A 24,167-nucleotide genomic window follows, 5' to 3' on the forward strand; every position below is an offset into this window, starting at 1 on the left:
TGACACTCGGATGGCAGTTTTACGGTTGATGAAGCGCGAGAGGGACAGGGCGGCGTACGCGTCAGCCACCGCCGTATTCAGGAATTTACACGTACAGAACGGTGCTACACTTGTATGTAGCGCATCTTTCTTTACGGTCAACCGGCAAGGTGTTAAATTGATCACGTTTTAGACCATTTTTTCGTCTGTACCACCAGAAAAGCAAAAGGCGAAAGAAGGGTAACGGTTATTTTTTGAAATACTGCGGGTCCGCTGCTTTTTCTGTTTTGACTGGCGTGCGACACCCGGAAACATCAGGCGATACGTCTTGTACCTCTATATTGAGACTCTGAAACAGAGACTGGATGCCATCAATCAATTGCGCGTGGATCGCGCGCTTGCTGCCATGGGCCCTGCTTTCCAGCAGGTATACAGTCTACTGCCGACATTGTTGCACTATCACCATCCGCTAATGCCGGGTTACCTCGATGGTAACGTTCCCCAGGGCATTTGCCTCTTCACGCCTGATGAAACCCAACAGCATTACCTGACCGAACTTGAGCTCTACCGTGGTATGCCGCCGCAGGATTCGCCGAAAGGCGAGCTGCCGATTACCGGGGTTTACTCCATGGGCAGCACCTCATCGGTTGGGCAAAGTTGTTCTTCTGACCTGGATATCTGGGTCTGCCATCAGTCCTGGCTCGACAATGAAGAGCGCCAGCTGTTGCAGCGTAAATGCAGCCTGCTGGAGAGCTGGGCGGCGTCGCTCGGCGTGGAAGTAAGCTTCTTCCTGATTGATGAAAACCGTTTCCGCCATAACGAAAGCGGCAGTCTGGGTGGTGAAGACTGCGGCTCGACTCAGCACATTCTGCTGCTGGATGAGTTTTACCGTACCGCCGTTCGCCTGGCCGGGAAACGTATTCTGTGGAATATGGTGCCGTGCGATGAAGAAGAGAATTATGACGACTACGTCATGTCGCTTTACTCGCAGGGCGTTCTGACGCCAAACGAGTGGCTCGATCTGGGCGGCCTGAGCTCCCTGTCCGCCGAAGAGTACTTTGGCGCAAGCCTCTGGCAGCTCTATAAGAGCATTGATTCACCGTACAAAGCGGTGCTGAAAACCCTGCTGCTGGAAGCCTACTCCTGGGAATACCCCACGCCGCGTCTGCTGGCGAAAGACATTAAGCAGCGTCTGCACGACGGGGAGATCGTCTCCTACGGGCTTGATGCCTACTGCATGATGCTGGAACGCGTCACCGAATACCTGACGGCCATTGATGACACCACGCGTCTTGACCTGGTGCGTCGATGTTTCTATCTCAAAGTCTGTGAAAAACTGAGCCGTGAGCGTGCCTGCGTTGGCTGGCGTCGTGAAGTGGTCAGCCAGTTAGTCAAAGAGTGGGGATGGGACGAAGCGCGTCTCGCCATGCTCGACAACCGCGCCAACTGGAAGATCGATCAGGTGCGCGAGGCGCACAACGAACTGCTTGATGCAATGATGCAAAGCTACCGCAACCTGATCCGCTTCGCCCGCCGTAACAACCTTAGCGTTTCTGCCAGCCCACAGGATATCGGGGTGTTAACCCGTAAGCTGTACGCCGCGTTTGAAGCGTTGCCGGGTAAGGTTACGCTGGTTAACCCACAGATTTCGCCTGACCTGTCTGAACCGAATCTGACCTTTATCTACGTCCCGCCGGGCCGCGCGAACCGCACCGGGTGGTATCTGTACAACCGTGCGCCAAGCATGGATTCAATCATCAGCCATCAGCCGCTGGAATATAACCGCTACCTGAACAAGCTGGTGGCCTGGGCCTGGTTTAACGGCCTCCTCACCTCACGCACCCGGTTGTTTATCAAGGGCAACGAGGTGGTCGATTTAGCCAAGTTGCAGGAGATGGTGGCGGACGTCTCGCACCACTTCCCGCTGCGCCTGCCTGCGCCGACGCCAAAAGCGCTCTACAGCCCGTGTGAGATCCGCCATCTGGCGATCATCGTCAACCTGGAATACGACCCGACAGCGGCCTTCCGCAATCAGGTGGTCCACTTCGACTTCCGCAAGCTGGACGTCTTTAGCTTCGGCGAGCAGCAAAACTGCCTGGTGGGCAGCGTGGATCTGCTGTACCGCAACTCGTGGAACGAAGTGCGTACCCTGCACTTCAACGGCGAGCAGGCGATGATCGAAGCGCTGAAAACCATTCTCGGCAAGATGCACCAGGACGCCGCGCCGCCGGACAGCGTGGAAGTGTTCTGCTACAGCCAGCACCTGCGCGGCCTGATTCGTACCCGCGTGCAGCAGCTGGTGTCTGAGTGCATCGAACTGCGCCTCTCCAGCACCCGCCAGGAAACCGGGCGCTTTAAAGCGCTGCGCGTCTCTGGCCAGACCTGGGGCCTGTTCTTTGAGCGCCTGAACGTGTCGGTGCAGAAGCTGGAAAACGCCATTGAATTCTACGGTGCGATTTCGCACAACAAGCTGCATGGCCTGTCGGTTCAGGTGGAAACCAACCACGTTAAGCTGCCACAGGTGGTGGATGGCTTTGCCAGTGAAGGGATCATTCAGTTCTTCTTCGAAGAGTCGGGCGATAACGCCGGGTTTAACATCTACATTCTGGATGAAACCAACCGCGCCGAGGTGTATCACCACTGTGAAGGCAGCAAAGAGGAGCTGGTGCGCGACGTCAGCCGCTTCTATTCGTCCTCGCACGATCGCTTTACCTACGGCTCAAGCTTTATCAACTTCAACCTGCCGCAGTTCTACCAGATTGTGAACGTAGATGGCCGGGCGCAGGTGATCCCGTTCCGTACGCAGGCAATTACCCCTGCGGCGCCTGCGAATCAGGATACCGCACCGCTGTTGCAGCAGTATTTCTCCTGAGCCTTTTCGCCGGGCGGCGCTTACGCTTACCCGGCCTACGGTCCGAGCCGTTGTAGGCCCGGTAAGGCGTAGCCGCCACCGGGCAACAAAACTACCTGAAACTCACGTCCTCGCCCGCCTGCGCGGTTGCAGCCTGTTCCAGCAGATCCCAGAACGTTTCGCCGCTGCGATCGCAAACCCACTCGTCACCTTTCAGGTCAAAGTGATAACCGCCCTGTTTAGCCGCCAGCCACACCTGGTGAAGCGGCTCCTGACGGTTAATAATAATTTTGCTGCCATTTTCGAAGCTTAAGGTCAGGATCCCGCCGTTGATTTCACAATCGATATCGCTGTCGCCGTCCCAGTCGTCGATACGCTCTTCGATGGTCATCCACAGGGTATCGGCGAGGCGATGAAATTCACTGTCGTTCATGGTTTTATTCCTGTTTTTCGTGATGGCGGCAGTATAACGCTAAATAATTCCCGTTGCAGGAAAGCGGCAAACTCTTGCTTTTGTGTCTTCTCCTGCGATGATAGAAACAGATTTGAACTTACGGGCAACCTCTACATGAAAAACGTCTTTCGAACGCTTGCCGTTCTTGTCACTCTGTTTAGCCTGACCGGCTGTGGACTGAAGGGACCACTTTACTTCCCGCCAGAGGATAAAAACGCACCACCGCCGACAAAACCGGTGCAAAGTGGTATCGAGTCATCTACGCCGGATACCAACGATCGCGGCAATAACGGTGGCCCGACTCAGGTCAATCTCTGACGATTACGTTCTGTACCCGCGCAATGGAGCAAATGATGCAGTTCTCTAAAATGCATGGCCTTGGCAACGACTTTATGGTCGTCGACGCGGTAACGCAGAATGTCTTTTTCTCCCCGGAGCTGATCCGTCGTCTGGCAGATCGACACGTGGGCGTGGGGTTTGACCAGCTGCTGGTGGTGGAGCCTCCTTACGATCCTGACCTGGACTTTCACTACCGCATTTTTAACGCCGACGGCAGCGAAGTGTCCCAGTGCGGCAATGGCGCGCGCTGTTTTGCCCGCTTTGTTCGGCTAAAAGGGCTCACCAACAAGCGCGATATCCGCGTCAGCACCGCCAACGGTCGGATGGTGCTCAGCGTCACCGACGACGAACTGGTGCGCGTGAACATGGGCGAGCCAAACTTCGAGCCTTCTGCCGTGCCGTTTCGCGCCAACAAAGCGGAAAAGACCTATATTATGCGCGCCGCCGAGCAGACAGTATTGTGCGGCGTTGTCTCAATGGGTAACCCGCACTGCGTGATTCAGGTGGATGATGTGCAAACCGCCGCGGTCGAAACGCTCGGCCCGGTACTGGAAAGCCACGAGCGCTTCCCGGAGCGGGCGAACATCGGTTTCATGCAGGTGGTGAAGCGTGAACACATTCGCCTGCGGGTTTACGAGCGCGGCGCGGGCGAAACCCAGGCCTGCGGAAGCGGTGCCTGTGCGGCGGTGGCCGTGGGTATCTCGCAGGGGTTACTGGCAGAAGAGGTTCGCGTGGAATTACCGGGCGGGCGTCTTGATATCGCCTGGAAAGGAGCGGGTCATCCACTGTACATGACTGGCCCGGCGACACATGTTTATGACGGGTTTATCCATCTATGAAGCAACCAGGGGAAGAACTGCGGGAACCCTTAACGGAGCTGGACGACAGCGCCGTTGTGGATTACCTGCTGCACAATCCTGAGTTTTTTATCCGCAATGCACGCGTCGTCGAACGGATGCGCGTGCCGCATCCGGTTCGCGAGACCGTGTCGCTGGTTGAATGGCACATGGCGCGCTCGCGCAATCACATCCATCAGCTCGAAGAAAACATGACGCTGCTGATGGAGCAGGCCAGCAATAACGAAAGCCTGTTCCACCGTCTTCTGCACCTCCAGGCGCGCCTGGCGTCTGCGCACAGTCTCGAAGAGTTTCTCAACCGCTTCCACCGCTGGGCGCGCGAGCTGGGGCTGGCAGGCGCAACTCTCCGCCTGTTCCCTGACCGCTGGCGCATTGGCGCGCCGTCCGGGTTTACCCATCTGGCGCTTAGCCGTCAGGCGTTTGAGCCGCTGCGCATTCAGCGTCTGGGCCACGAACACCACTATCTGGGGCCGCTTAATGGACCCGAGCTGTTGGTGGTGCTGCCGGAAGCCAAAGCTATTGGCTCGGTGGCGATGTCGCTGATGGGGCGTGATGGTGACCTGGGTGTGATGTTGTTTACCAGCCGCGACGCGCATCATTATGAGCAGGGGCAGGGCACGCAACTGCTACAGGAAATCGCCCTGATGCTGCCTGAGCTGCTGGAGCGCTGGATTGAGCGCGTATGACGGACGCACTGCTCGCCACTGACGTCTCGCGTTTTCTGCGCTATCTGGGCGTAGAGCGCCAGCTTAGCCCCATTACGCTGCTCAACTATCAGCGTCAGCTTGATGCCATCATGCAGATTGCCGATGAAATCGGCCTGAAAAGCTGGCAACAATGTGACGCCGCCACGGTACGCGGATTCGTCGTGCGTAGCCGTAAAAAAAACTTAAGCCCGGCGAGCCTGGCGCTCCGGCTCTCTGCCCTGCGCAGCTTTTTCGACTGGCTGGTCAGCCAGGGCAAGCTGAAAGCTAACCCGGCAAAAGGGATCGCCACGCCAAAAGCCCCACGCCATCTGCCGAAAAATATCGACGTCGACGACGTAAACCGCCTGCTGGATATCGATCTTAACGATCCGCTGGCCGTGCGCGACCGCGCGATGCTGGAGGTGATGTACGGTGCCGGGCTGCGTCTGTCCGAGCTGGTCAATCTCGATATAAAACATCTCGACCTGGAAACGGGCGAAGTGTGGGTGATGGGCAAGGGCAGCAAAGAGCGCCGCCTGCCGATTGGCCGCAACGCCGTCTCCTGGATTGAGCACTGGCTGGATCTGCGCGGGCTGTTTGGCGCCGAAGAAGATGCGCTGTTTTTGTCGAAGCTTGGCAAGCGGATCTCCGCGCGTAACGTGCAGAAGCGCTTTGCGGAGTGGGGCATCAAGCAGGGGCTGAACAGCCACGTGCATCCGCACAAGCTGCGCCACTCCTTTGCGACGCACATGCTGGAATCAAGCGGCGACCTGCGCGGCGTGCAGGAGCTGCTCGGCCACGCGAATCTGTCGACCACCCAAATCTATACCCATTTAGACTTCCAACACCTTGCCTCGGTGTATGACGCGGCGCATCCACGCGCCAAACGGGGGAAATAATGCGTTTTTACCGCCCACTCGGTCAGATATCAGCCCTGACGTTTGACCTTGATGACACTCTTTACGATAACCGTCCGGTGATCCTGCGTACCGAGCAGGAGTCGCTGACGTTTGTGCAGAACTACCATCCTGCGCTGAAAGCGATGCAGAACAAAGACTTCCAGCAGCTGCGTCAGTCCCTGCGGGAAACCGAACCGGAGATTTACCACGACGTGACCGAATGGCGTCGCCGGGCGGTTGAGCAGGCGATGCTCAACGCCGGCCTGAGCGCGCAGGATGCGGCCACGGGGGCCGAAGCGGCCATGGAAAACTTCGCCAAATGGCGCAGCCGCATCGATGTGCCGCAGGAGACACACGACACGCTGGCGAAACTGGCCAGTAAGTGGCCGCTGGTGGCCATCACCAACGGCAACGCTCAGCCCGAGCTGTTCGGCTTAGGTGACTATTTTCAGTTCGTGCTGCGCGCGGGCCCGCACGGGCGCTCGAAGCCGTTTAACGATATGTATCACCTGGCGGCGGAAAAACTGGATTTGCCGCTCGGCGAAATCCTGCACGTGGGCGATGACCTGACCACGGACGTCGCCGGGGCGATCCGCTGCGGTATGCAGGCCTGCTGGATCAAGCCGGAAAACGCCGATCTGATGACCACCCTGGACAGCCGTCTTCTGCCGCACGTGGAAATTTCACGGTTGGCATCCCTCACGACGCTGATATAATCATCAATTGTTCTGTATAAATTAACAGGGTTTTGGCGAATGGAAACATTTGCCTGCCCGACATGACGTGACGGTGCCAATGGACGTTTCTTACCTGCTCGACAGCCTTAATGATAAACAACGTGATGCGGTTGCCGCCTCGCGTACAAACCTGCTGGTACTGGCTGGAGCGGGCAGTGGTAAGACGCGCGTGCTGGTTCACCGTATTGCCTGGCTCCAGAGCGTGGAGAACTGCTCGCCGTACTCAATTATGGCCGTGACGTTTACCAACAAGGCGGCGGCAGAGATGCGCCACCGTATCGCACAGCTGATGGGCACCAGCCAGGGCGGCATGTGGGTTGGCACCTTCCACGGCCTGGCGCACCGTCTGCTGCGCGCGCACCATATGGACGCTAACCTGCCGCAGGATTTCCAGATCCTCGACAGCGAAGACCAGCTGCGCCTGCTGAAGCGCCTGATCAAGGCGATGAACCTCGACGAGAAGCAGTGGCCGCCGCGTCAGGCGATGTGGTACATCAACGGTCAGAAAGACGAAGGTCTGCGCCCGCACCATATCCAGAGCTTCGGCAACCCGGTCGAGCAGACCTGGCAGAACGTCTACAAGGCCTATCAGGAAGCGTGCGACCGCGCCGGCCTGGTGGATTTCGCCGAGCTGCTGCTGCGCGCCCACGAGTTGTGGCTGAACAAACCGCATATCCTGCAACACTACCGTGAACGCTTCACCAACATTCTGGTGGACGAATTCCAGGATACCAACAACATCCAGTACGCGTGGATCCGCCTGCTGGCCGGTGATACCGGCAAGGTGATGATCGTCGGCGATGACGACCAGTCTATCTACGGCTGGCGCGGCGCGCAGGTGGAAAACATCCAGCGCTTCCTCAACGATTTCCCCGGCGCGCAAACCATCCGTCTGGAGCAGAACTACCGCTCAACCAGCAATATTCTGAGCGCGGCCAACGCCCTGATTGAGAACAACAACGGGCGCCTGGGTAAAAAGCTGTGGACCGACGGCGTCGACGGCGAACCTATTTCGATTTACTGCGCCTTCAACGAACTCGACGAAGCGCGCTTCGTGGTGAACCGCATTAAAACCTGGCAGGACAACGGCGGCGCGCTGGAGCAGTGCGCCATTCTCTATCGCAGCAACGCCCAGTCGCGCGTGCTGGAAGAGGCGCTGTTGCAGGTGAGCATGCCGTACCGTATTTATGGCGGTATGCGCTTCTTCGAACGTCAGGAGATCAAAGATGCGCTCTCGTATCTGCGTCTGATTGCCAACCGTAACGACGATGCGGCGTTTGAGCGCGTGGTGAACACGCCGACGCGCGGCATCGGCGATCGCACGCTGGACGTGGTGCGCCAGGCCTCGCGCGATCGTCAGCTTACGCTGTGGCAGGCGTGCCGCGAGCTGTTGCAGGAAAAAGCCCTCGCCGGACGCGCCGCCAGCGCGTTGCAGCGCTTCCTGGAGTTAATTGACGCGCTGGCGCAGGAAACCGCCGACATGCCGCTGCACGTACAGACCGACCGGGTGATCAAAGATTCCGGCCTGCGCACCATGTACGAGCAGGAAAAAGGCGAAAAGGGGCAGACCCGTATAGAGAACTTAGAGGAACTGGTCACGGCAACGCGCCAGTTCAGCTACAACGAAGAAGACGAAGATCTGATGCCGTTGCAGGCATTCCTCTCCCACGCCGCGCTGGAGGCGGGAGAAGGGCAGGCCGATACCTGGCAGGATGCGGTTCAGCTGATGACCCTGCACTCCGCCAAAGGTCTGGAGTTCCCGCAGGTGTTTATCGTCGGGATGGAAGAAGGCATGTTCCCGAGCCAGATGTCGTTGGATGAAGGCGGGCGTCTGGAAGAAGAGCGTCGTCTGGCCTACGTGGGCGTGACCCGTGCGATGCAGAAGCTTACCCTGACTTATGCGGAAACCCGCCGCCTGTACGGGAAAGAGGTGTATCACCGTCCGTCGCGCTTTATCGGCGAGCTGCCCGAGGAGTGCGTGGAAGAGGTGCGCCTGCGCGCCAGCATCAGCCGCCCGGTCAGCCATCAGCGTATGGGGTCGCCGATCTCTGAAACCGACACCGGGTACAAGCTGGGCCAGCGCGTGCGCCACGCTAAATTTGGCGAAGGCACCATCGTCAACCTGGAAGGCAGCGGCGAGCACAGCCGCTTGCAGGTGGCGTTCCAGGGGCAGGGGATCAAATGGCTGGTGGCAGCCTATGCCAGGCTGGAAAGTGTGTAACTTTCAGAAAAATATCACTATTTTGTAATAATCTGCTAGCCTTATACGCTGAAGGTCAATTAATGCCCTTCAGCGTTCCGTTGCGTGTTGACGCCACAGTTATTGCTGGCGTAACATGCGCGCACGATTACGCTAAGAGGACATTCGCCTTGGACACACCCAGTAGATACTGGCTCAATTCCCTGTCATCCAGGAACAACTCCTAAGGCTATCTCCTCTTGCTGATGGCCTTAGTGGTTGTCAGCGACTGCATTTTTCCCGTCGCGCTGAGTCAGGCTGTTTAATGGTCTGAAACCCAATTTGTTTCTGTGTGCCCACCGAACTGTCCGATATTTTTTGCATTGGGAGTCCCGGTCATGTTGAGCGCATTTCAACTCGAAAATAACCGACTGACTCGGCTTGAAGCCGAAGAGTCACAGCCCCTCATTGATGCCGTATGGGTGGATCTGGTCGAGCCGGACGACGATGAACGCCTTCGCGTACAATCTGAACTGGGGCAAAGCCTGGCGACACGCCCGGAACTGGAAGACATCGAAGCATCCGCCCGTTTTTTTGAAGACGAAGACGGCCTGCACATTCACTCCTTCTTCTTTTTTGAAGATGCCGAAGACCACGCGGGGAACTCTACCGTGGCGTTCACCATCCGCGATGGCCGCCTGTTCACCCTGCGCGAGCGCGAACTGCCGGCGTTTCGTCTCTACCGCATGCGTGCCCGCAGCCAGGCGATGATAGACGGAAACGCCTATGAGCTGCTGCTGGATCTGTTCGAAACCAAAATCGAACAGCTGGCGGATGAAATCGAAAACATCTACAGCGACCTGGAAAAGCTGAGCCGCGTGATCATGGAAGGCCATCAGGGCGATGAATACGACGAAGCGTTGTCCACGCTGGCGGAGCTGGAAGATATCGGCTGGAAGGTGCGTTTGTGTCTGATGGATACCCAGCGCGCGCTGAACTTCCTGGTGCGCAAGGCGCGTCTGCCGGGCGGTCAGCTGGAGCAGGCGCGTGAGATTTTACGCGATATCGAATCCCTGCTGCCGCACAACGAATCCCTGTTCCAGAAGGTCAACTTCCTGATGCAGGCGGCGATGGGCTTTATCAACATCGAGCAGAACCGCATCATCAAGATCTTCTCGGTGGTCTCCGTGGTGTTCCTGCCGCCGACGCTGGTGGCGTCCAGCTACGGGATGAACTTTGAGTTTATGCCGGAGCTGAAGTGGAGCTTTGGTTACCCGGGGGCGATTATCTTTATGATCCTCGCCGGGCTGGCGCCGTATCTGTACTTTAAGCGGAAGAACTGGCTTTGAGAGTTCGCCCGGTGGCGCTACGCTTACCGGGCCTACAGATCTTGTAGGCCGGATAACGCGCAGCCGCCATCCGGCAAAAAAGCACTACACCCCTCTGCGGATCCTGCGCTGGGTATAGATCGCATCCGCAACAAAGATGGCCAGCGCTACCCAGATAAAGGCGAAGGTCACCATCTTATCCGCACCCGGCACTTCGCCGTAAAATACCACTGCCAGCAGGAACATCAGCGTCGGGCCAATGTACTGGAAGAAGCCCAGCGTGGAGAGGCGCAGACGCGTTGCCGCGCCGGTGAAGCACAGCAGGGGAATCGTCGTGACCACGCCTGCGGCCATCAGCATCAGGTTTAACGACCAGGGGTTGCTGCCCATGTGACTGGTGGCGCTGTCGGCAATACCGAACAGATAAATTGCCGCGACCGGCAGCAGCCACAGGGTTTCAAACAGCATGCCCGTCTGCGCTTCCACCGCAATCTTCTTACGCACCAGGCCGTAGAAGGCAAAGCTGAACGCCAGGCCGAGGGCGATGATCGGCAGCGAGCCAAAGGTCCACAGCTGCACCAGCACGCCGCAGAAGGCCAGAATCACCGCCACCCACTGCATCCGACGGAAGCGCTCGCCGAGGAAAATCATCCCCAGCACGATGTTCACCAGCGGGTTAATGAAGTACCCCAGGCTCGCTTCGAGCATATGATGGTTATTCACCGCCCAGATGAACAGCAGCCAGTTGCCGCCGATCAGCACTGCGGAAAGCGCGAGCAGGAAGACCTTCTTCGGCGTTTTCAGCAGCGTTTTGACGCCTGACCACTGACGGCTGATGCTCATCAGCGCGATCATGAAGAAAAACGACCAGATGACGCGGTGGGTGAGGATTTCGTCCGCCGGGACATAGGCGATAAGCTTGAAGTACGCCGGCGCGATACCCCAAATAAAATAAGCGGCAAGGGCGAGTAAAACGCCCTGCCGCGTCTGTTTAGCATCCATCGGGAAAATCCGTTACAAAAAAGTGAATCAATTTTACCCGAATTTGCCGCCTCAACCCACCATATAAGTGGCGGTTGCGCTGGCGATATAAACCTGCTCCTCGTTATGCAGCTCAACGCGGGCAACGGCAACTTTATTCCCGGCACGCAGCAGGCTGCTGGTGCAGGTAAAGCGGTTTCCTCGTCCTGGTCGCAGGTAGTCGACGCGTAAATCGATGGTTCCCATGCGCGACAGGCGCTGGCGTAACTCATCTTCGTTGATGGTGTCGTGGCGCGTCAGCGTGCTGCCCACGCACACCAGACCGGCCGCCACGTCCAGCGCAGAGGCAATCACCCCGCCATGCAAAATGCTTTGCGCCCAGTTGCCCACCATCATTGGCTGATTATTGAAGCTAAGCTGAGCAAAGTCTTTTTCGTATCGTTCCAGCTCAAGACCCAGTGCACGGTTAAATGGCATGTGGTACACAAAAATCTCGCCCACGAGTTTTAATGTTTCTTCGGCGGTTAGCGTGGCTGACATCAGACGTGGCATCCTTGTTGTTAATAAAATGTTGATTTTATGCTTCAGGATAAAGGAATGCCACTTTAAGAAACGAGGAAGCGGAAGTTATCGCAGAAGTCTGTAGAATGCGCAGACAAAACTATTCATTAAATGTCACAATTTCAGGAGAACACCACCGATGCGGACGTATCTGGGTTGGTTACTGGCGGCGGTTGCGCTGCCCCTCACAGCATATGCGCAGGAAGCGACGATCAAAGAAGTGCATGATAAACCTGCCGTTCAGGGCAGCATCATCGCCAATATGCTTCAGGAGCACGACAATCCGTTCACGCTGTACCCCTATGACACAAACTACGTGATCTACACCCAGACCAGCGATCTCAACAAAGAGGCGATAAGCTCCTATAACTGGTCTGATAATGCGCGTAAAGATGAGGTGAAGTTCCAGCTCAGCCTCGCCTTCCCGTTCTGGCGCGGCATCCTGGGGCCGAACTCGGTGCTTGGCGCGTCCTACACGCAGAAGTCATGGTGGCAGCTATCCAACAGCGGCGAATCTTCACCGTTCCGCGAAACCAACTATGAGCCGCAGCTGTTCCTCGGTTTCGCCACCGATTATGAGTTTGCAGGCTGGACGCTGCGCGACGTAGAGGTGGGTTATAACCACGATTCCAACGGTCGTTCCGACCCAACCTCACGCAGCTGGAACCGCGTCTATACGCGTCTGATGGCGCAGAACGGCAATTTCATGGTGGAAGTGAAGCCGTGGTACGTGGTGGGCAGCACCGATGACAACCCGGATATCACCAAATACATGGGCTACTATCAGCTTAAGGTGGGCTATCAGCTGGGTGACGCGGTGCTGAGCGCCAAAGGTCAGTACAACTGGAACACCGGATACGGCGGCGCTGAGCTGGGCCTGAGCTACCCGGTGACGAAACACGTGCGTCTCTATACCCAGGTGTATAGCGGGTATGGCGAATCGCTGATCGACTACAACTTCAACCAGACCCGCGTCGGTGTGGGCGTCATGCTGAACGATATTTTCTAAGCTGCTCGAATGTTTTTGCGTTAAACGTTGAAGTTTCTCTCTCAGGCGCTGAAAATAGCGCCTGTTTCATTTCTGGCATATGGGGTTAACGTGGCGCAGGCGGAAGTATTGAATCAGGAATCGCTGGCTAAACAGGTTTTGCATGAAACCTTTGGCTACCAGCAGTTCCGTCCTGGCCAGGAAACCATCATTGAAACCGTGCTGGAAGGCCGCGATTGCCTGGTGGTGATGCCGACCGGCGGCGGTAAATCGCTCTGCTATCAGGTGCCCGCGCTGGTGCTTAACGGCCTGACGGTCGTGGTATCGCCCCTTATTTCCCTGATGAAAGACCAGGTCGACCAGCTGCTCGCCAACGGCGTGGCGGCGGCCTGTCTTAACTCAACGCAAACCCGCGAGCAGCAGCAAGAGGTGATGGCCGGGTGCCGCACCGGACAGGTTCGTCTGCTGTATATCGCGCCAGAGCGCCTGATGCTGGACAACTTCCTCGAAAACCTGGCGCACTGGAACCCGGTCCTGCTGGCGGTGGATGAAGCGCACTGTATCTCCCAGTGGGGGCACGACTTCCGCCCGGAATATGCCGCGCTCGGCCAGCTGCGTCAGCGCTTCCCCGAGCTGCCGTTTATGGCGCTTACCGCCACGGCGGATGACACCACGCGTCTGGATATCGTTCGCCTGCTGGGGCTGAAAGATCCGTATATCCAGGTCAGCAGCTTCGACCGGCCGAACATCCGCTACATGCTGATGGAAAAATTCAAGCCGCTGGATCAGCTCTTACGCTACGTGCAGGAGCAGCGCGGCAAGTCCGGCATTATCTACTGCAACAGCCGCGCGAAGGTGGAAGACACCGCCGCGCGTCTGCAAAACCGCGGCTTTAGCGCCGCGGCCTATCACGCCGGGCTGGAGAACCACATCCGCGCCGAGGTGCAGGAGAAATTCCAGCGCGACGACCTGCAAATTGTGGTTGCAACGGTGGCATTCGGGATGGGGATCAACAAGCCCAACGTGCGCTTTGTGGTGCACTTCGACATTCCGCGCAACATTGAATCCTACTATCAGGAAACCGGCCGCGCCGGTCGTGATGGCCTGCCTGCGGAAGCGATGCTGTTTTACGATCCGGCGGATATGGCGTGGCTGCGCCGCTGTCTGGAAGAGAAACCGCAGGGGCAGTTGCAGGATATCGAACGCCACAAGCTCAACGCGATGGGTGCCTTCGCCGAAGCGCAAACCTGCCGCCGTCTGGTGCTGCTCAACTACTTTGGTGAAGGACGACAGGCGCCGTGCGGCAACTGCGATATCTGCCTCGACCCGCCAAAGCAATACGATGGCCTGATGGACGCGCGTAAAGCGCTCTCGACTATCGGACGCGTGAACCAGCGCTTCGGGATGGGCTACGTGGTGGAAGTGCTGCGCGGTGCCAACAACCAGCGTATCCGCGACATGGGTCACGACAAGCTGCCGGTTTACGGCATCGGTAAAGATCAGAGCCACGAGCACTGGGTAAGCATCATCCGCCAGCTGATCCACCTCGGCTTTGCCACGCAAAATATCGCCCAGCACTCTGCGCTTCAGCTCACCGAAGCGGCGCGACCGGTCCTGCGCGGCGAGGTGGAGCTGAAGCTCGCCGTTCCGCGCGTCGTCGCCCTCAAGCCGCGTGTGATGCAAAAATCCTACGGCGGCAACTACGATCGCAAGCTGTTCGCCAAGCTGCGTAAGCTGCGCAAGGCCATTGCGGATGAAGAGAACATCCCGCCATACGTGGTGTTCAACGACGCGACGCTGATTGAGATGGCCGAGCAGATGCCGCTCAGCGCCAGCGAAATGCTCAGCGTCAACGGCGTCGGTACGCGCAAGCTGGAGCGCTTTGGTAAAGAATTTATGGCGCTCATCCGCTCTCACGCCGATGGTGATGATGAGGAGTAGTCAGCCGGGCGAAAAAGTGCCAGGATGATGACTCACTGAATTATTTCCCCGCGAGCTAATTATGTTAATGCTATTTCTCACCGTGGCGTTAGTGCACATCGTTGCGCTGATGAGCCCTGGCCCTGACTTTTTCTTCGTGTCACAAACGGCCGTCAGCCGCTCCCGCAAAGAGGCGATGATGGGTGTGCTTGGTATTACCATGGGCGTTATGGTCTGGGCGGCTGTTGCGCTGCTCGGTCTGAACCTGATCCTGGCGAAGATGGCGTGGCTGCATAACATCATCATGGTCGGCGGTGGACTGTACCTGTGCTGGATGGGCTATCAGATGCTGCGCGGGGCGCTGAAGAAAGAAGAGAAAAAGCCGGAAGAGCCAAAGGTTGAGCTGGCAACGGGCGGACGCAGCTTTGTGAAAGGGCTCCTGACCAACCTGGCGAACCCGAAAGCGATTATCTATTTCGGCTCCGTGTTCTCGCTGTTTGTGGGTGACAGCGTCGGCGCGGGCGCGCGCTGGGGGATCTTCCTGCTGATCGTGGTTGAAACCTTTGCCTGGTTTACTATCGTCGCCAGCCTGTTTGCCTTACCGGCAATGCGTCGCGGCTACCAGCGCATCGCGAAGTGGATCGACGGCTTTGCCGGCGCGCTGTTCGCCGGCTTCGGCATTCATCTCATTATTTCTCGCTAAGCATGACGCGCTGACGCAAGCAGCGCGCCAACCAGCATAAACAGCGAACCAAAGGCTTTGTTCAGGGCCTTCATCTGCTTAGGCCCTTTGATCCACGCCGCAATTCGCTGCGCCAGCGTCGCGTAACCAATCATCACAATGATATCGACAATAATGGTGGTCGCGCCGAGCACCACATACTGCATGACCTGAGGCTGATGCGGCACGATAAACTGCGGGAACAGGGCGGCGAGGAACACGATGCTTTTTGGGTTGGTCAGGTTAACGAACACCGCGCGCTTAAACAGATGGCCGCGTGTTTGCGTCCGGGAGAGCGTATTCAGGTCAATTGAGCCTGCCGCGCGCCACTGCTGAATGCCCAGCCAAATCAGATACGCCGCACCGGCCCACTTCAGCACTTCAAACGCCAGCACCGAACGGGAGAACAGGGTCCCCAGGCCAATCCCCACCAGTACAATGTGAATGCCAAGCCCGGTCTGTAAACCGGCAATCGACGCCGCCGCGCCGCGATAGCCGTGGTTGATGGAGGTGGTCATGGTATTGATGGCCCCGGAGCCGGGTGAAAGGCTGAGGATGATGGATGTCAGCAGGTAAGCGAACCACCACTCGAAGGACATTTGAAACTCCCGGATCGTCTGTTTTTATGCCACAATACGCTATTGTTGAGTCATTTTGTGACCGATGACGAAAAAAACTATATTCCCTGGATTACGGGGGGTGGAAACCCAATGTTTCAGCAGAAAAAGGACTGGGAAACACGAGAAAACGCATTTGCGGCTTTCTCCATGGGGCCGCTGAGCGATTTCTGGCGCCAGCGAGAGGAAGATGAATTTACGGGCGTCGGAGGGATCCCGGTACGCTTCGTTCGTTTCCGTGATGAAAAAAATGACCGGGTGATTGTGGTCTGCCCCGGCCGTATCGAAAGTTACGTCAAATATGCCGAGCTGGCGTATGACCTGTTCCATCTGGGCTTCGACGTATTAATTATCGACCATCGCGGGCAGGGGCTTTCAGGCCGGTTGCTGCCGGATACCCATCGCGGCCACGTGGATAACTTCAGCGATTACGTCGACGATTTCGCCGCGTTCTGGGAGCAGGAAGTGCAGCCAGGCCCGTGGCGCAAGCGCTATATACTGGCGCACTCCATGGGCGGTGCCATTTCCACGCTGTTTTTGCAGCGCTACGATCACCAGTGCGATGCCATCGCGCTTACCGCGCCGATGTATGGCATTGTGATTCGCTTCCCTGACTGGATGGTACGCCATCTTCTCGACTGGGCTGAGGGCCATCAGCGTATTCGGGAAAATTATGCCATCGGGACAGGGCGCTGGCGGGCGCTGCCGTTTGCCATCAACGTGTTAACCCACAGCCGGCAGCGCTATCGCCGTAACCTGCGCTTCTATGCCGATGAGCCGCGATTACGCGTCGGTGGCCCGACCTGGCACTGGGTGCGGGAAGGCATTCACGCCGGCGAGCAGGTGCTGGCGGGCGTGGGTGATGATGATACGCCGACGCTTCTGATTCAGGCGGAGGAAGAGCGTGTGGTGGATAACCGCATGCACGATCGATACTGTGAACTGCGCGCCGCGGCGGGCCACCCGTGTGAAGGGGGTAAACCGCTTGTCATCAACGGCGCGTACCATGAGATCCTTTTCGAAAAGGACGCTATGCGCTCAGTCGCGCTCAACGCTATTGTTGAATTTTTCAACAGGCATAACTGATTACTGTTTTCACCAGAGGTTTAAATCCCTATGTACCAGGTTGTTGCATCTGATTTAGATGGCACGCTGCTTTCCCCCGACCACACCCTGTCGCCTTACGCGAAAGAGACCTTAAAACTCCTGACCGCCCGCGGCGTGAACTTTGTCTTCGCCACTGGCCGCCACCACGTGGACGTGGGGCAGATCCGCGATAACCTGGAAATCAAATCGTACATGATCACCTCCAACGGTGCTCGCGTACACGACACGGACGGCAACCTCATTTTCACCCATAACCTGGATCGTGATATCGCTGCCGATCTGTTCGGCGTGGTGCATAACAACCCGGATATCGTCACCAACGTTTACCGTGACGACGAATGGTTTATGAACCGTCATCGCCCGGACGAAATGCGCTTCTTCAAGGAAGCGGTATTCAACTACTCGCTGTATGAGCCGGGTTTGCTGGATCCGGAGGGGATCAGCAAGGTGTTCTTTACCTGCGAAAGCCACGAAGCGCTGCTGCCGCTGGAGCAGGCGATCAACGCCCGCTGGGGCGACCGCGTCAACGTGAGTTTCTCCACGCTGACCTGTCTGGAAGTGATGGCGGGCGGCGTGTCCAAAGGTCACGCCCTGGAAGCGGTGGCAAAACGTCTGGGCTTTGAGCTGAAAGACTGCATCGCGTTCGGCGACGGCATGAACGATGCCGAGATGCTCTCCATGGCGGGCAAAGGCTGCATCATGCAGAACGCACACCAGCGCCTCAAAGACCTGCACCCGGAGCTGGAAGTGATCGGCACCAACGCCGATAACGCGGTGCCTAAGTATTTGCGCAAGCTGTTCCTTGAATAATCTTCATTTGATTGTTTATTGCTCAGATGTCAACTAAAGAGTTCGCTACAATGCCTGTCCTTCTTTCTGAGAGACAAGCATTGTGGCGCTACTCATTATCACCACTATCCTGTGGGCCTTCTCCTTTAGCCTGATTGGCGAATATCTTGCCGGATCGGTCGACAGCTACTTCTCGGTGCTGATGCGCGTAGGGCTGGCGGCGCTGGTATTCCTGCCGTTCCTGCGCACCCGCGGGCAATCGCTGAACACCATTCTGTTGTACATGCTGGTGGGCGCGATGCAGCTCGGCATCATGTATCTGTTCAGCTTTCGGGCCTACGTCTACCTGTCCGTCTCGGAATTCTTGCTCTTTACCGTCCTGACGCCGCTCTATATCACACTGATTTACGACCTGCTCAGCAAGCGCCGCCTGCGCTGGGGATATCTGCTGAGCGCCGCGCTGGCGGTGATTGGCGCGGCGATCATTCGCTACGACAAGGTGAGCGATCACTTCTGGACCGGGCTGATGTTCGTCCAGCTCGCCAATATCAGCTTCGCCATCGGGATGGTGGGTTACAAACGCCTGATGGAAACCCGCCCGATGCCGCAGCATAACGCGTTTGCATGGTTCTATGTGGGCGCGGCGATTGTCGCGGTGGCGGCGTGGTTTCTGCTCGGCAATCCGCAAAGGTTGCCGACCACTACCGTGCAGTGGAGCGTTCTGGTCTGGCTGGGCGTGGTGGCGTCGGGGCTGGGGTACTTTATGTGGAACTACGGCGCTACGCAGGTAGACGCCGGAACGCTGGGGATCATGAACAACGTACACGTCCCGGCGGGACTGCTGGTAAACCTCGCCATCTGGCAGGAACAGCCGCACTGGCCGAGCTTCCTTATTGGGGGAACGGTGATCCTGGCTTCGCTGTGGGTACATCGCCGCTGGGTCGCTCCGCGCTCCGCACAAACGGAAGATGGTCGCACGCGTGGTTCCGCGCTGAGCGAATAAACGCTTCCGTAATCGGCTGACGCTGCTCGCCGTCGCGCACGGCAGCGTACAGCCGGCTCCACAGTCCTTCACCCAGGGTTTTGGTGACCACCAGACCCTGGCGTTCAACCGTCTCGACCACCCAGTGCGGCAGCGCCGCGATCCCCATTCTGGCCGCCACCATCTGGATCAGCAGCAGGGTATTGTCCACGCTTTTCAGCTGAGGGCTGATGCCTGCGGGTTGCAGAAAATGGCGCCAGATATCCAGACGACTGCGCTGTACCGGGTAAATCAGCAGCGTTTCGCTGGCAAGATCTTCCGGCGTGATGCGCGTTTTGGCGGCCAGCGGATGATCCGGGGCCAGCACCAGACGCACCTCAAAATCAAACATCGGCGAATAGTGCAGGCCGCTGCGCGGCAGAATGTCTGAGGTCATCACCAGATCCAGCTCACCCTGCTGAAGCGACGGCTGCGGATCAAACGTAACGCCGGATTTAAAGTCCATCTCCACCTGCGGCCACTTCTGGCGGAAGTTCTCAAGCGCGGGGGTCAGCCACTGAATACAGCTGTGACACTCAATGGCAATGCGCAGAGTGGTCTGCTGCGGCTCATTGCAGGACTGCAACGCGCTGGCAATCTGCGGCAGCACCTGGTTCGCCAGTTGAAGCAAAATTTCGCCCTGCGGCGTAAAGCGCAAAGGCTGGCTCTTACGCACAAAAAGACGAAAACCGAGGCGTTGTTCCAGATCGCTGAACTGGTGAGAAAGGGCAGACTGAGTCTGGTGCAGCGTGGCCGCTGCCGCCGCAAGAGAACCGCAGTTCCGCAACGCTTGTAGCGTTTTCAGGTGTTTTATCTCGATCATGAAAGTCCTTCACTTCGCCATGAACATTTTGCGCTTGAGGAATATACAGTACCTGCCAATTATAGAAGTGTAAACATCTGGACGTCTAAATAACGAATTTCTACAAGGGGTATGCCATGACAATCCGCTCTCACACTCTCGGTTTCCCTCGCGTTGGCCTGCGTCGCGAGCTGAAAAAAGCGCAAGAAAGCTACTGGGCGGGTAATGCCACCCGTGAAGAACTGCTGGCGGTGGGCCGCGAGCTGCGCGCCCGTTACTGGGATCAGCAAAAACAGGCGGGCGTTGACCTGCTGCCGGTGGGCGATTTCGCCTGGTACGACCATGTTCTGACCACCAGCCTGCTGCTTGGCAACGTGCCGGCTCGTCATCAGAACAGCGATGGATCGGTAGATATCGACACCCTGTTCCGCATCGGCCGTGGCCGTGCGCCAACGGGTGAGCCAGCGGCAGCGGCGGAAATGACCAAATGGTTTAACACCAACTATCACTATATGGTGCCGGAGTTCGTTAAGGGCCAGCAGTTTGCGCTGACCTGGACGCAGCTTCTGGATGAAGTGGACGAAGCGCTGGCGCTGGGCCATCAGGTGAAGCCCGTATTGCTGGGGCCAGTAACCTACCTGTGGCTGGGCAAAGTGAAAGGCGAACCGTTTGACCGCCTCAGCCTGCTGAACGATATTCTGCCGGTCTATAAGCAGGTGCTGATCGAGCTGGGCAAACGCGGCATCCAGTGGGTGCAAATCGACGAGCCGGCGCTGGTGCTTGAGCTGCCGCAGGCATGGCTGGATGCCTTTAAATCAGCGTATGACGCGCTCACCGGCCAGGTGAAGCTGCTGCTGACCACCTATTTCGAAGGCGTGACGCCGAACCTCAACACCATTACCGCGCTGCCGGTTCAGGGCCTGCACGTGGACCTCGTTCACGGTAAAGACGACGTGGCGGAGCTGCATAAGCGTCTGCCTGCGGACTGGCTGCTCTCCGCCGGTCTGGTCAACGGTCGTAACGTCTGGCGCGCCGATCTGACCGAGAAATACGCGCAAATTAAAGACATCGTCGGTAAACGCGAGCTGTGGGTGGCTTCGTCCTGTTCTCTGCTGCACAGTCCGATCGATCTGAGCGTGGAGACTCGCCTGGACGCAGAAGTGAAAAGCTGGTTTGCCTTCGCCCTGCAAAAATGTGAAGAGCTGGCGCTGCTGCGCGATGCGCTCAACAGCGGCGATACGGCGGCGATTGCCGACTGGAGCGCCCCAATCCAGGCGCGTCGTCACTCGGCTCGCGTGCACAACCCGGCGGTGGAAAAGCGTCTGGCGGCCATTACCGCCCGGGACAGCCAGCGCCAGAGCCCGTACGAGGTACGTGCTGAAGCCCAGCGCGCCCGCTTCAACCTGCCCGCGTGGCCGACCACGACCATCGGTTCATTCCCGCAGACTACCGAGATCCGCGGCCTGCGTCTGGACTTCAAAAAGGGCAATCTGGACGCGAATCATTACCGCACCGGCATTGCGGAACACATCAAGCAGGCGATTATCGAGCAGGAACGCCTCGGGCTGGACGTGCTGGTGCACGGTGAAGCCGAGCGTAACGACATGGTGGAATACTTTGGTGAGCACCTGGACGGCTTCGTCTTTACCCAGAACGGCTGGGTGCAGAGCTACGGCTCCCGCTGCGTGAAGCCGCCGGTAGTGATTGGTGACATCAGCCGCCCGGCGGCGATTACCGTGGAGTGGGCGAAGTATGCCCAGTCTCTGACCGATAAACCGGTAAAAGGCATGCTGACCGGCCCGGTGACCATTCTCTGCTGGTCGTTCCCGCGCGAAGACGTGTCGCGCGAGACGATTGCCAAACAGATCGCGCTGGCGCTGCGCGATGAAGTGGCGGATCTGGAAGCGGCTGGGATTGGCATCATTCAGATCGACGAACCGGCGCTGCGTGAAGGTTTGCCGCTGCGTCGCAGCGACTGGGATGCGTACTTACAGTGGGGCGTGGAAGCCTTCCGCATTAACGCCGCCGTTGCGAAGGATGACACGCAGATCCACACCCACATGTGCTACTGCGAATTTAACGACATCATGGACTCCATTGCCGCGCTGGACGCCGACGTCATTACCATCGAGACCTCGCGTTCAGACATGGAGCTGCTGGAGTCGTTTGAAGAGTTCGACTACCCGAACGAAATTGGGCCGGGCGTGTATGACATTCACTCCCCGAACGTGCCGAGCGTGGAGTGGATTGAAGGGCTGCTGAGGAAAGCCGCCCAGCGTATCCCGGCAGAACGCCTGTGGGTAAACCCGGACTGCGGCCTGAAAACCCGCGGCTGGCCGGAGACGCGCGCCGCGCTGGCGAATATGGTGAAGGCAGCGCAGAATCTGCGTCAGGCGTAGTGGTGCTGGATTGCCGGGTGGCGCTATCGCTTACCCGGCCTGCCTGTAGGCCCGGTAAGGCGCAGCCGCCACCGGGCTTTTTTATGCTTTCTTCCCGCCGTACTGGCTAAACCACGCCAGCATTCTCTGCCAGCCATCTTTCGCCGATTCCGCGTGATAGCTCGGACGATAATCGGCATTAAACGCGTGTCCGGCATCGGGATACACCACGATTTCGGCCTTCGCGTTTGCCGCCCGCAGCGCGTGGCGCATGGTCTCGACGGTATCAAGCGGAATGCCGGTATCCTGGCCGCCATACAGCCCTAACACCGGGGCATTGAGATCGGTAGCAATATCAACCGGATGCTTCGGCGAGTTCAGGGTCTTTTCACCCACCAGTTTGCCGTACCAGGCAACGGCGGCTTTCAGCTGCGGGTTATGCGCGGCGTACAGCCAGCTAATGCGCCCGCCCCAGCAGAAGCCGGTCACCATCAGGCGATGCGGGTCGCCGCCGTTGCGCGCCGCCCAGCTGGCAACGTGGTCAAGATCGGCAAGCACCTGCGCGTCCGGCACCTTGCTGACCAGATTGCTGAACAGCGTCGGGATGTCGCTGTAATCGTTCGGATCGCCCTGGCGGAAATAGAGCTCTGGCGCAACGGCCAGATAACCCTCCAGCGCCAGACGGCGGCAGAGGTCACGAATATGTTCATGAACGCCAAATATTTCCTGAACCACAATCACGATAGGCAGCGGGCCCTCGGCGGATTTTGGCCGCGCGTGGTACGCCGGCATATTCTCTCCCTGAGAGGGGATCGACGTTTCGCCTGCGGTGATGGCCTCTTCAGGGGTTGAGACAATGGTTGAGGCATGCGGGGCAGCAGCAGGTGCAAAACCAGTTTTTTCAGTCATGGCATTCTCCGTACCAATGAATGGATTAGCGCAAAGATAAATATAGACACCAGGTTAACAATCCACAGTGCCTTATAGCGTCTATCTTTTGTGCAGCACCCGTCGATATAACTTGTTAATGTGATGTGAATCACTATTTGATGGAAATTAACTGCAATCATTTTCATTCATGGTGAGATGCGTCACGAAATAATGCACATTGCTTCTGTAAAGTACCTTTTTACTTCTTCTGACTAACCGACCCACAGAGGAGTCACCTATGTCTAAGTCTGATGTTTTTCATCTCGGCCTCACTAAAAACGATTTACAAGGGGCTACGCTGGCTATCGTCCCTGGCGATCCTGAGCGTGTGGAAAAGATCGCCGCGCTGATGGATAAGCCGGTTAAGCTGGCAGCCCATCGCGAATTCACCACCTGGCGCGCAGAGCTGGACGGCAAAGCGGTGATCGTGTGCTCTACCGGTATCGGTGGTCCGTCTACCTCAATCGCCGTTGAAGAGCTGGCGCAGCTGGGCATTCGTACTTTCCTGCGTATCGGCACCACGGGCGCCATTCAGCCGCACATCAACGTGGGCGACGTGCTGGTCACGACGGCATCCGTGCGTCTGGACGGCGCAAGCCTGCACTTTGCACCGATGGAATTCCCGGCAGTGGCTGACTTCGAGTGCACCACCGCGCTGGTAGAAGCGGCGAAATCCGTTGGCGCAACCACCCACGTGGGCGTGACGGCCTCCTCCGACACCTTCTATCCGGGCCAGGAGCGTTACGACACCTTTTCTGGCCGCGTGGTGAACCGTTTCAAAGGCTCAATGGAAGAGTGGCAGTCCATGGGCGTGATGAACTATGAAATGGAATCTGCAACGCTGCTGACCATGTGCGCAAGCCAGGGTCTGCGTGCCGGTATGGTGGCGGGCGTGATCGTCAACCGTACCCAGCAGGAGATCCCGAACGCCGAAACCATGAAGCAGACCGAAAGTCATGCGGTGAAAATCGTGGTTGAAGCGGCTCGCCGTCTCCTCTAATTCTCTCTTCTGAGATAAAAGGCCGACGCGTTCGGCCTTTATT

General features: G+C 57.8%; 23 protein-coding genes. 17 read left to right on the forward strand and 6 right to left on the reverse strand.

Annotation, left to right across the window (positions count from 1 at the left end):
- Window positions 1–307 precede the first annotated feature (307 nt).
- Window positions 308–2,851: a class I adenylate cyclase gene (cyaA, locus tag IM267_RS00390; RefSeq protein ID WP_063452171.1), complete on the forward strand. Its 2,544-nt coding sequence runs from the start codon at window positions 308–310 to the stop codon at window positions 2,849–2,851.
- A 91-nt stretch (window positions 2,852–2,942) separates the two neighbouring features.
- Here cyaA and cyaY read toward each other — a convergent pair whose 3' ends face one another.
- Window positions 2,943–3,263, reverse strand: coding sequence for an iron donor protein CyaY (cyaY, locus tag IM267_RS00395; protein WP_003860816.1), 321 nt, complete (start codon window positions 3,261–3,263; stop codon window positions 2,943–2,945).
- 135 nt (window positions 3,264–3,398) lie between these two features.
- Between cyaY and IM267_RS00400 the strand changes: the two genes are divergently transcribed.
- From IM267_RS00400 to corA, 8 genes are all read left to right on the forward strand, one after another.
- The gene (locus IM267_RS00400; protein WP_006812373.1) at window positions 3,399–3,602 is read left to right on the forward strand and encodes a lipoprotein; all 204 of its coding nucleotides are present in this window, start codon (window positions 3,399–3,401) and stop codon (window positions 3,600–3,602) included.
- 35 nt (window positions 3,603–3,637) lie between these two features.
- Window positions 3,638–4,462 carry a diaminopimelate epimerase gene (gene dapF, locus IM267_RS00405; protein WP_022646661.1) on the forward strand — a complete coding sequence of 275 codons (825 nt, stop codon included), beginning with the start codon at window positions 3,638–3,640 and terminating at the stop codon, window positions 4,460–4,462.
- Window positions 4,459–5,166, forward strand: coding sequence for a DUF484 domain-containing protein (locus tag IM267_RS00410; protein ID WP_063868844.1), 708 nt, complete (start codon window positions 4,459–4,461; stop codon window positions 5,164–5,166). Before dapF ends, IM267_RS00410 begins: the two co-directional genes overlap by 4 nt.
- Window positions 5,163–6,065, forward strand: coding sequence for a tyrosine recombinase XerC (gene xerC, locus IM267_RS00415; RefSeq protein WP_063868846.1), 903 nt, complete (start codon window positions 5,163–5,165; stop codon window positions 6,063–6,065). The genes IM267_RS00410 and xerC overlap by 4 nt, the downstream gene beginning before the upstream one ends.
- Window positions 6,065–6,781, forward strand: coding sequence for a 5-amino-6-(5-phospho-D-ribitylamino)uracil phosphatase YigB (yigB, locus tag IM267_RS00420; protein WP_112792050.1), 717 nt, complete (start codon window positions 6,065–6,067; stop codon window positions 6,779–6,781). The genes xerC and yigB overlap by 1 nt, the downstream gene beginning before the upstream one ends.
- Window positions 6,782–6,860: 79 nt before the next feature.
- Window positions 6,861–9,023: a DNA helicase II gene (gene uvrD, locus IM267_RS00425; protein WP_063868850.1), complete on the forward strand. Its 2,163-nt coding sequence runs from the start codon at window positions 6,861–6,863 to the stop codon at window positions 9,021–9,023.
- Window positions 9,024–9,172: 149 nt separating this feature from the next.
- Complete coding sequence (gene ysgD / locus IM267_RS21130; RefSeq protein WP_212743980.1) at window positions 9,173–9,229, forward strand: YsgD/CorL family protein; 57 nt, start codon at window positions 9,173–9,175, stop codon at window positions 9,227–9,229.
- Window positions 9,230–9,379: 150 nt separating this feature from the next.
- Complete coding sequence (gene corA, locus IM267_RS00430) at window positions 9,380–10,330, forward strand: magnesium/cobalt transporter CorA (protein ID WP_063868853.1); 951 nt, start codon at window positions 9,380–9,382, stop codon at window positions 10,328–10,330.
- Window positions 10,331–10,414: 84 nt separating this feature from the next.
- On the opposite strand, the gene rarD is transcribed toward corA, so the two are convergent.
- Entirely contained in the window at window positions 10,415–11,311 is an 897-nt protein-coding gene (rarD, locus tag IM267_RS00435; protein ID WP_193032451.1) for an EamA family transporter RarD, read from the reverse strand.
- Window positions 11,312–11,362: 51 nt separating this feature from the next.
- Entirely contained in the window at window positions 11,363–11,830 is a 468-nt protein-coding gene (yigI, locus tag IM267_RS00440; RefSeq protein WP_006812366.1) for an acyl-CoA thioesterase YigI, read from the reverse strand.
- Between the two features lie 160 nt (window positions 11,831–11,990).
- Here yigI and pldA point away from each other — a divergent pair, with 160 nt between their 5' ends.
- The 3 genes from pldA to rhtC all read left to right on the forward strand — a co-directional run bounded on the left by pldA (window position 11,991) and on the right by rhtC (window position 15,462).
- The gene (pldA, locus tag IM267_RS00445; protein WP_063452178.1) at window positions 11,991–12,860 is read left to right on the forward strand and encodes a phospholipase A; all 870 of its coding nucleotides are present in this window, start codon (window positions 11,991–11,993) and stop codon (window positions 12,858–12,860) included.
- A gap of 90 nt (window positions 12,861–12,950) precedes the next feature.
- Window positions 12,951–14,780 (forward strand): ATP-dependent DNA helicase RecQ, encoded by a 1,830-nt coding sequence (gene recQ, locus IM267_RS00450; RefSeq protein WP_063868856.1) that lies wholly within the window; start codon window positions 12,951–12,953, stop codon window positions 14,778–14,780.
- Window positions 14,781–14,841: 61 nt separating this feature from the next.
- A complete protein-coding gene (rhtC, locus tag IM267_RS00455) occupies window positions 14,842–15,462 on the forward strand; it encodes a threonine export protein RhtC (RefSeq protein WP_010426287.1) in 621 nt (206 codons plus the stop codon).
- Here the strand turns inward: rhtC and rhtB are convergent.
- Entirely contained in the window at window positions 15,459–16,079 is a 621-nt protein-coding gene (rhtB, locus tag IM267_RS00460; RefSeq protein ID WP_193032452.1) for a homoserine/homoserine lactone efflux protein, read from the reverse strand. The genes rhtC and rhtB overlap by 4 nt on opposite strands.
- A 111-nt stretch (window positions 16,080–16,190) precedes the next feature.
- On the opposite strand from rhtB, the gene pldB reads away from it, so the two are divergent.
- From pldB to IM267_RS00475, 3 genes are all read left to right on the forward strand, one after another.
- Entirely contained in the window at window positions 16,191–17,183 is a 993-nt protein-coding gene (pldB, locus tag IM267_RS00465) for a lysophospholipase L2 (protein WP_063452180.1), read from the forward strand.
- A gap of 30 nt (window positions 17,184–17,213) precedes the next feature.
- Window positions 17,214–18,014, forward strand: coding sequence for a sugar/pyridoxal phosphate phosphatase YigL (gene yigL / locus IM267_RS00470; protein ID WP_063452181.1), 801 nt, complete (start codon window positions 17,214–17,216; stop codon window positions 18,012–18,014).
- Window positions 18,015–18,096: 82 nt separating this feature from the next.
- Window positions 18,097–18,996 carry a carboxylate/amino acid/amine transporter gene (locus tag IM267_RS00475; RefSeq protein WP_107534428.1) on the forward strand — a complete coding sequence of 300 codons (900 nt, stop codon included), beginning with the start codon at window positions 18,097–18,099 and terminating at the stop codon, window positions 18,994–18,996.
- Here the strand turns inward: IM267_RS00475 and metR are convergent.
- The gene (gene metR, locus IM267_RS00480; protein ID WP_063868862.1) at window positions 18,884–19,837 is read right to left on the reverse strand and encodes an HTH-type transcriptional regulator MetR; all 954 of its coding nucleotides are present in this window, start codon (window positions 19,835–19,837) and stop codon (window positions 18,884–18,886) included. The two genes, IM267_RS00475 and metR, sit on opposite strands and share 113 nt — an antisense overlap.
- Window positions 19,838–19,953: 116 nt before the next feature.
- Between metR and metE the strand changes: the two genes are divergently transcribed.
- Window positions 19,954–22,215, forward strand: coding sequence for a 5-methyltetrahydropteroyltriglutamate--homocysteine S-methyltransferase (gene metE, locus IM267_RS00485; protein WP_193032453.1), 2,262 nt, complete (start codon window positions 19,954–19,956; stop codon window positions 22,213–22,215).
- Window positions 22,216–22,296: 81 nt separating this feature from the next.
- Here the strand turns inward: metE and IM267_RS00490 are convergent, their stop codons facing one another.
- The gene (locus tag IM267_RS00490) at window positions 22,297–23,103 is read right to left on the reverse strand and encodes a dienelactone hydrolase family protein (RefSeq protein WP_063452185.1); all 807 of its coding nucleotides are present in this window, start codon (window positions 23,101–23,103) and stop codon (window positions 22,297–22,299) included.
- 259 nt (window positions 23,104–23,362) lie between these two features.
- On the opposite strand from IM267_RS00490, the gene udp reads away from it, so the two are divergent.
- Entirely contained in the window at window positions 23,363–24,124 is a 762-nt protein-coding gene (gene udp / locus IM267_RS00495; RefSeq protein WP_106995909.1) for a uridine phosphorylase, read from the forward strand.
- Window positions 24,125–24,167 lie beyond the last annotated feature (43 nt).

It is taken from the genome of Enterobacter cloacae complex sp. P15RS (assembly GCF_014895905.1).
Classification (GTDB): Bacteria; Pseudomonadota; Gammaproteobacteria; order Enterobacterales; family Enterobacteriaceae; genus Enterobacter; species Enterobacter quasihormaechei.

Coding starts and splice junctions, on each gene's coding strand:
- xerC (WP_063868846.1), top strand. CDS start 5,163: ATGACGGACGCACTGCTCGCCACTGACGTCTCGCGTTTTCTGCGCTAT.
- yigB (WP_112792050.1), top strand. CDS start 6,065: ATGCGTTTTTACCGCCCACTCGGTCAGATATCAGCCCTGACGTTTGAC.
- corA (WP_063868853.1), top strand. CDS start 9,380: ATGTTGAGCGCATTTCAACTCGAAAATAACCGACTGACTCGGCTTGAA.
- IM267_RS00400 (WP_006812373.1), top strand. CDS start 3,399: ATGAAAAACGTCTTTCGAACGCTTGCCGTTCTTGTCACTCTGTTTAGC.
- pldA (WP_063452178.1), top strand. CDS start 11,991: ATGCGGACGTATCTGGGTTGGTTACTGGCGGCGGTTGCGCTGCCCCTC.
- IM267_RS00410 (WP_063868844.1), top strand. CDS start 4,459: ATGAAGCAACCAGGGGAAGAACTGCGGGAACCCTTAACGGAGCTGGAC.
- yigL (WP_063452181.1), top strand. CDS start 17,214: ATGTACCAGGTTGTTGCATCTGATTTAGATGGCACGCTGCTTTCCCCC.
- cyaY (WP_003860816.1), bottom strand. CDS start 3,263: ATGAACGACAGTGAATTTCATCGCCTCGCCGATACCCTGTGGATGACC.
- IM267_RS00490 (WP_063452185.1), bottom strand. CDS start 23,103: ATGACTGAAAAAACTGGTTTTGCACCTGCTGCTGCCCCGCATGCCTCA.
- dapF (WP_022646661.1), top strand. CDS start 3,638: ATGCAGTTCTCTAAAATGCATGGCCTTGGCAACGACTTTATGGTCGTC.
- uvrD (WP_063868850.1), top strand. CDS start 6,861: ATGGACGTTTCTTACCTGCTCGACAGCCTTAATGATAAACAACGTGAT.
- yigI (WP_006812366.1), bottom strand. CDS start 11,830: ATGTCAGCCACGCTAACCGCCGAAGAAACATTAAAACTCGTGGGCGAG.
- metE (WP_193032453.1), top strand. CDS start 19,954: ATGACAATCCGCTCTCACACTCTCGGTTTCCCTCGCGTTGGCCTGCGT.
- metR (WP_063868862.1), bottom strand. CDS start 19,837: ATGATCGAGATAAAACACCTGAAAACGCTACAAGCGTTGCGGAACTGC.
- rarD (WP_193032451.1), bottom strand. CDS start 11,311: ATGGATGCTAAACAGACGCGGCAGGGCGTTTTACTCGCCCTTGCCGCT.
- rhtB (WP_193032452.1), bottom strand. CDS start 16,079: ATGTCCTTCGAGTGGTGGTTCGCTTACCTGCTGACATCCATCATCCTC.
- udp (WP_106995909.1), top strand. CDS start 23,363: ATGTCTAAGTCTGATGTTTTTCATCTCGGCCTCACTAAAAACGATTTA.
- rhtC (WP_010426287.1), top strand. CDS start 14,842: ATGTTAATGCTATTTCTCACCGTGGCGTTAGTGCACATCGTTGCGCTG.
- pldB (WP_063452180.1), top strand. CDS start 16,191: ATGTTTCAGCAGAAAAAGGACTGGGAAACACGAGAAAACGCATTTGCG.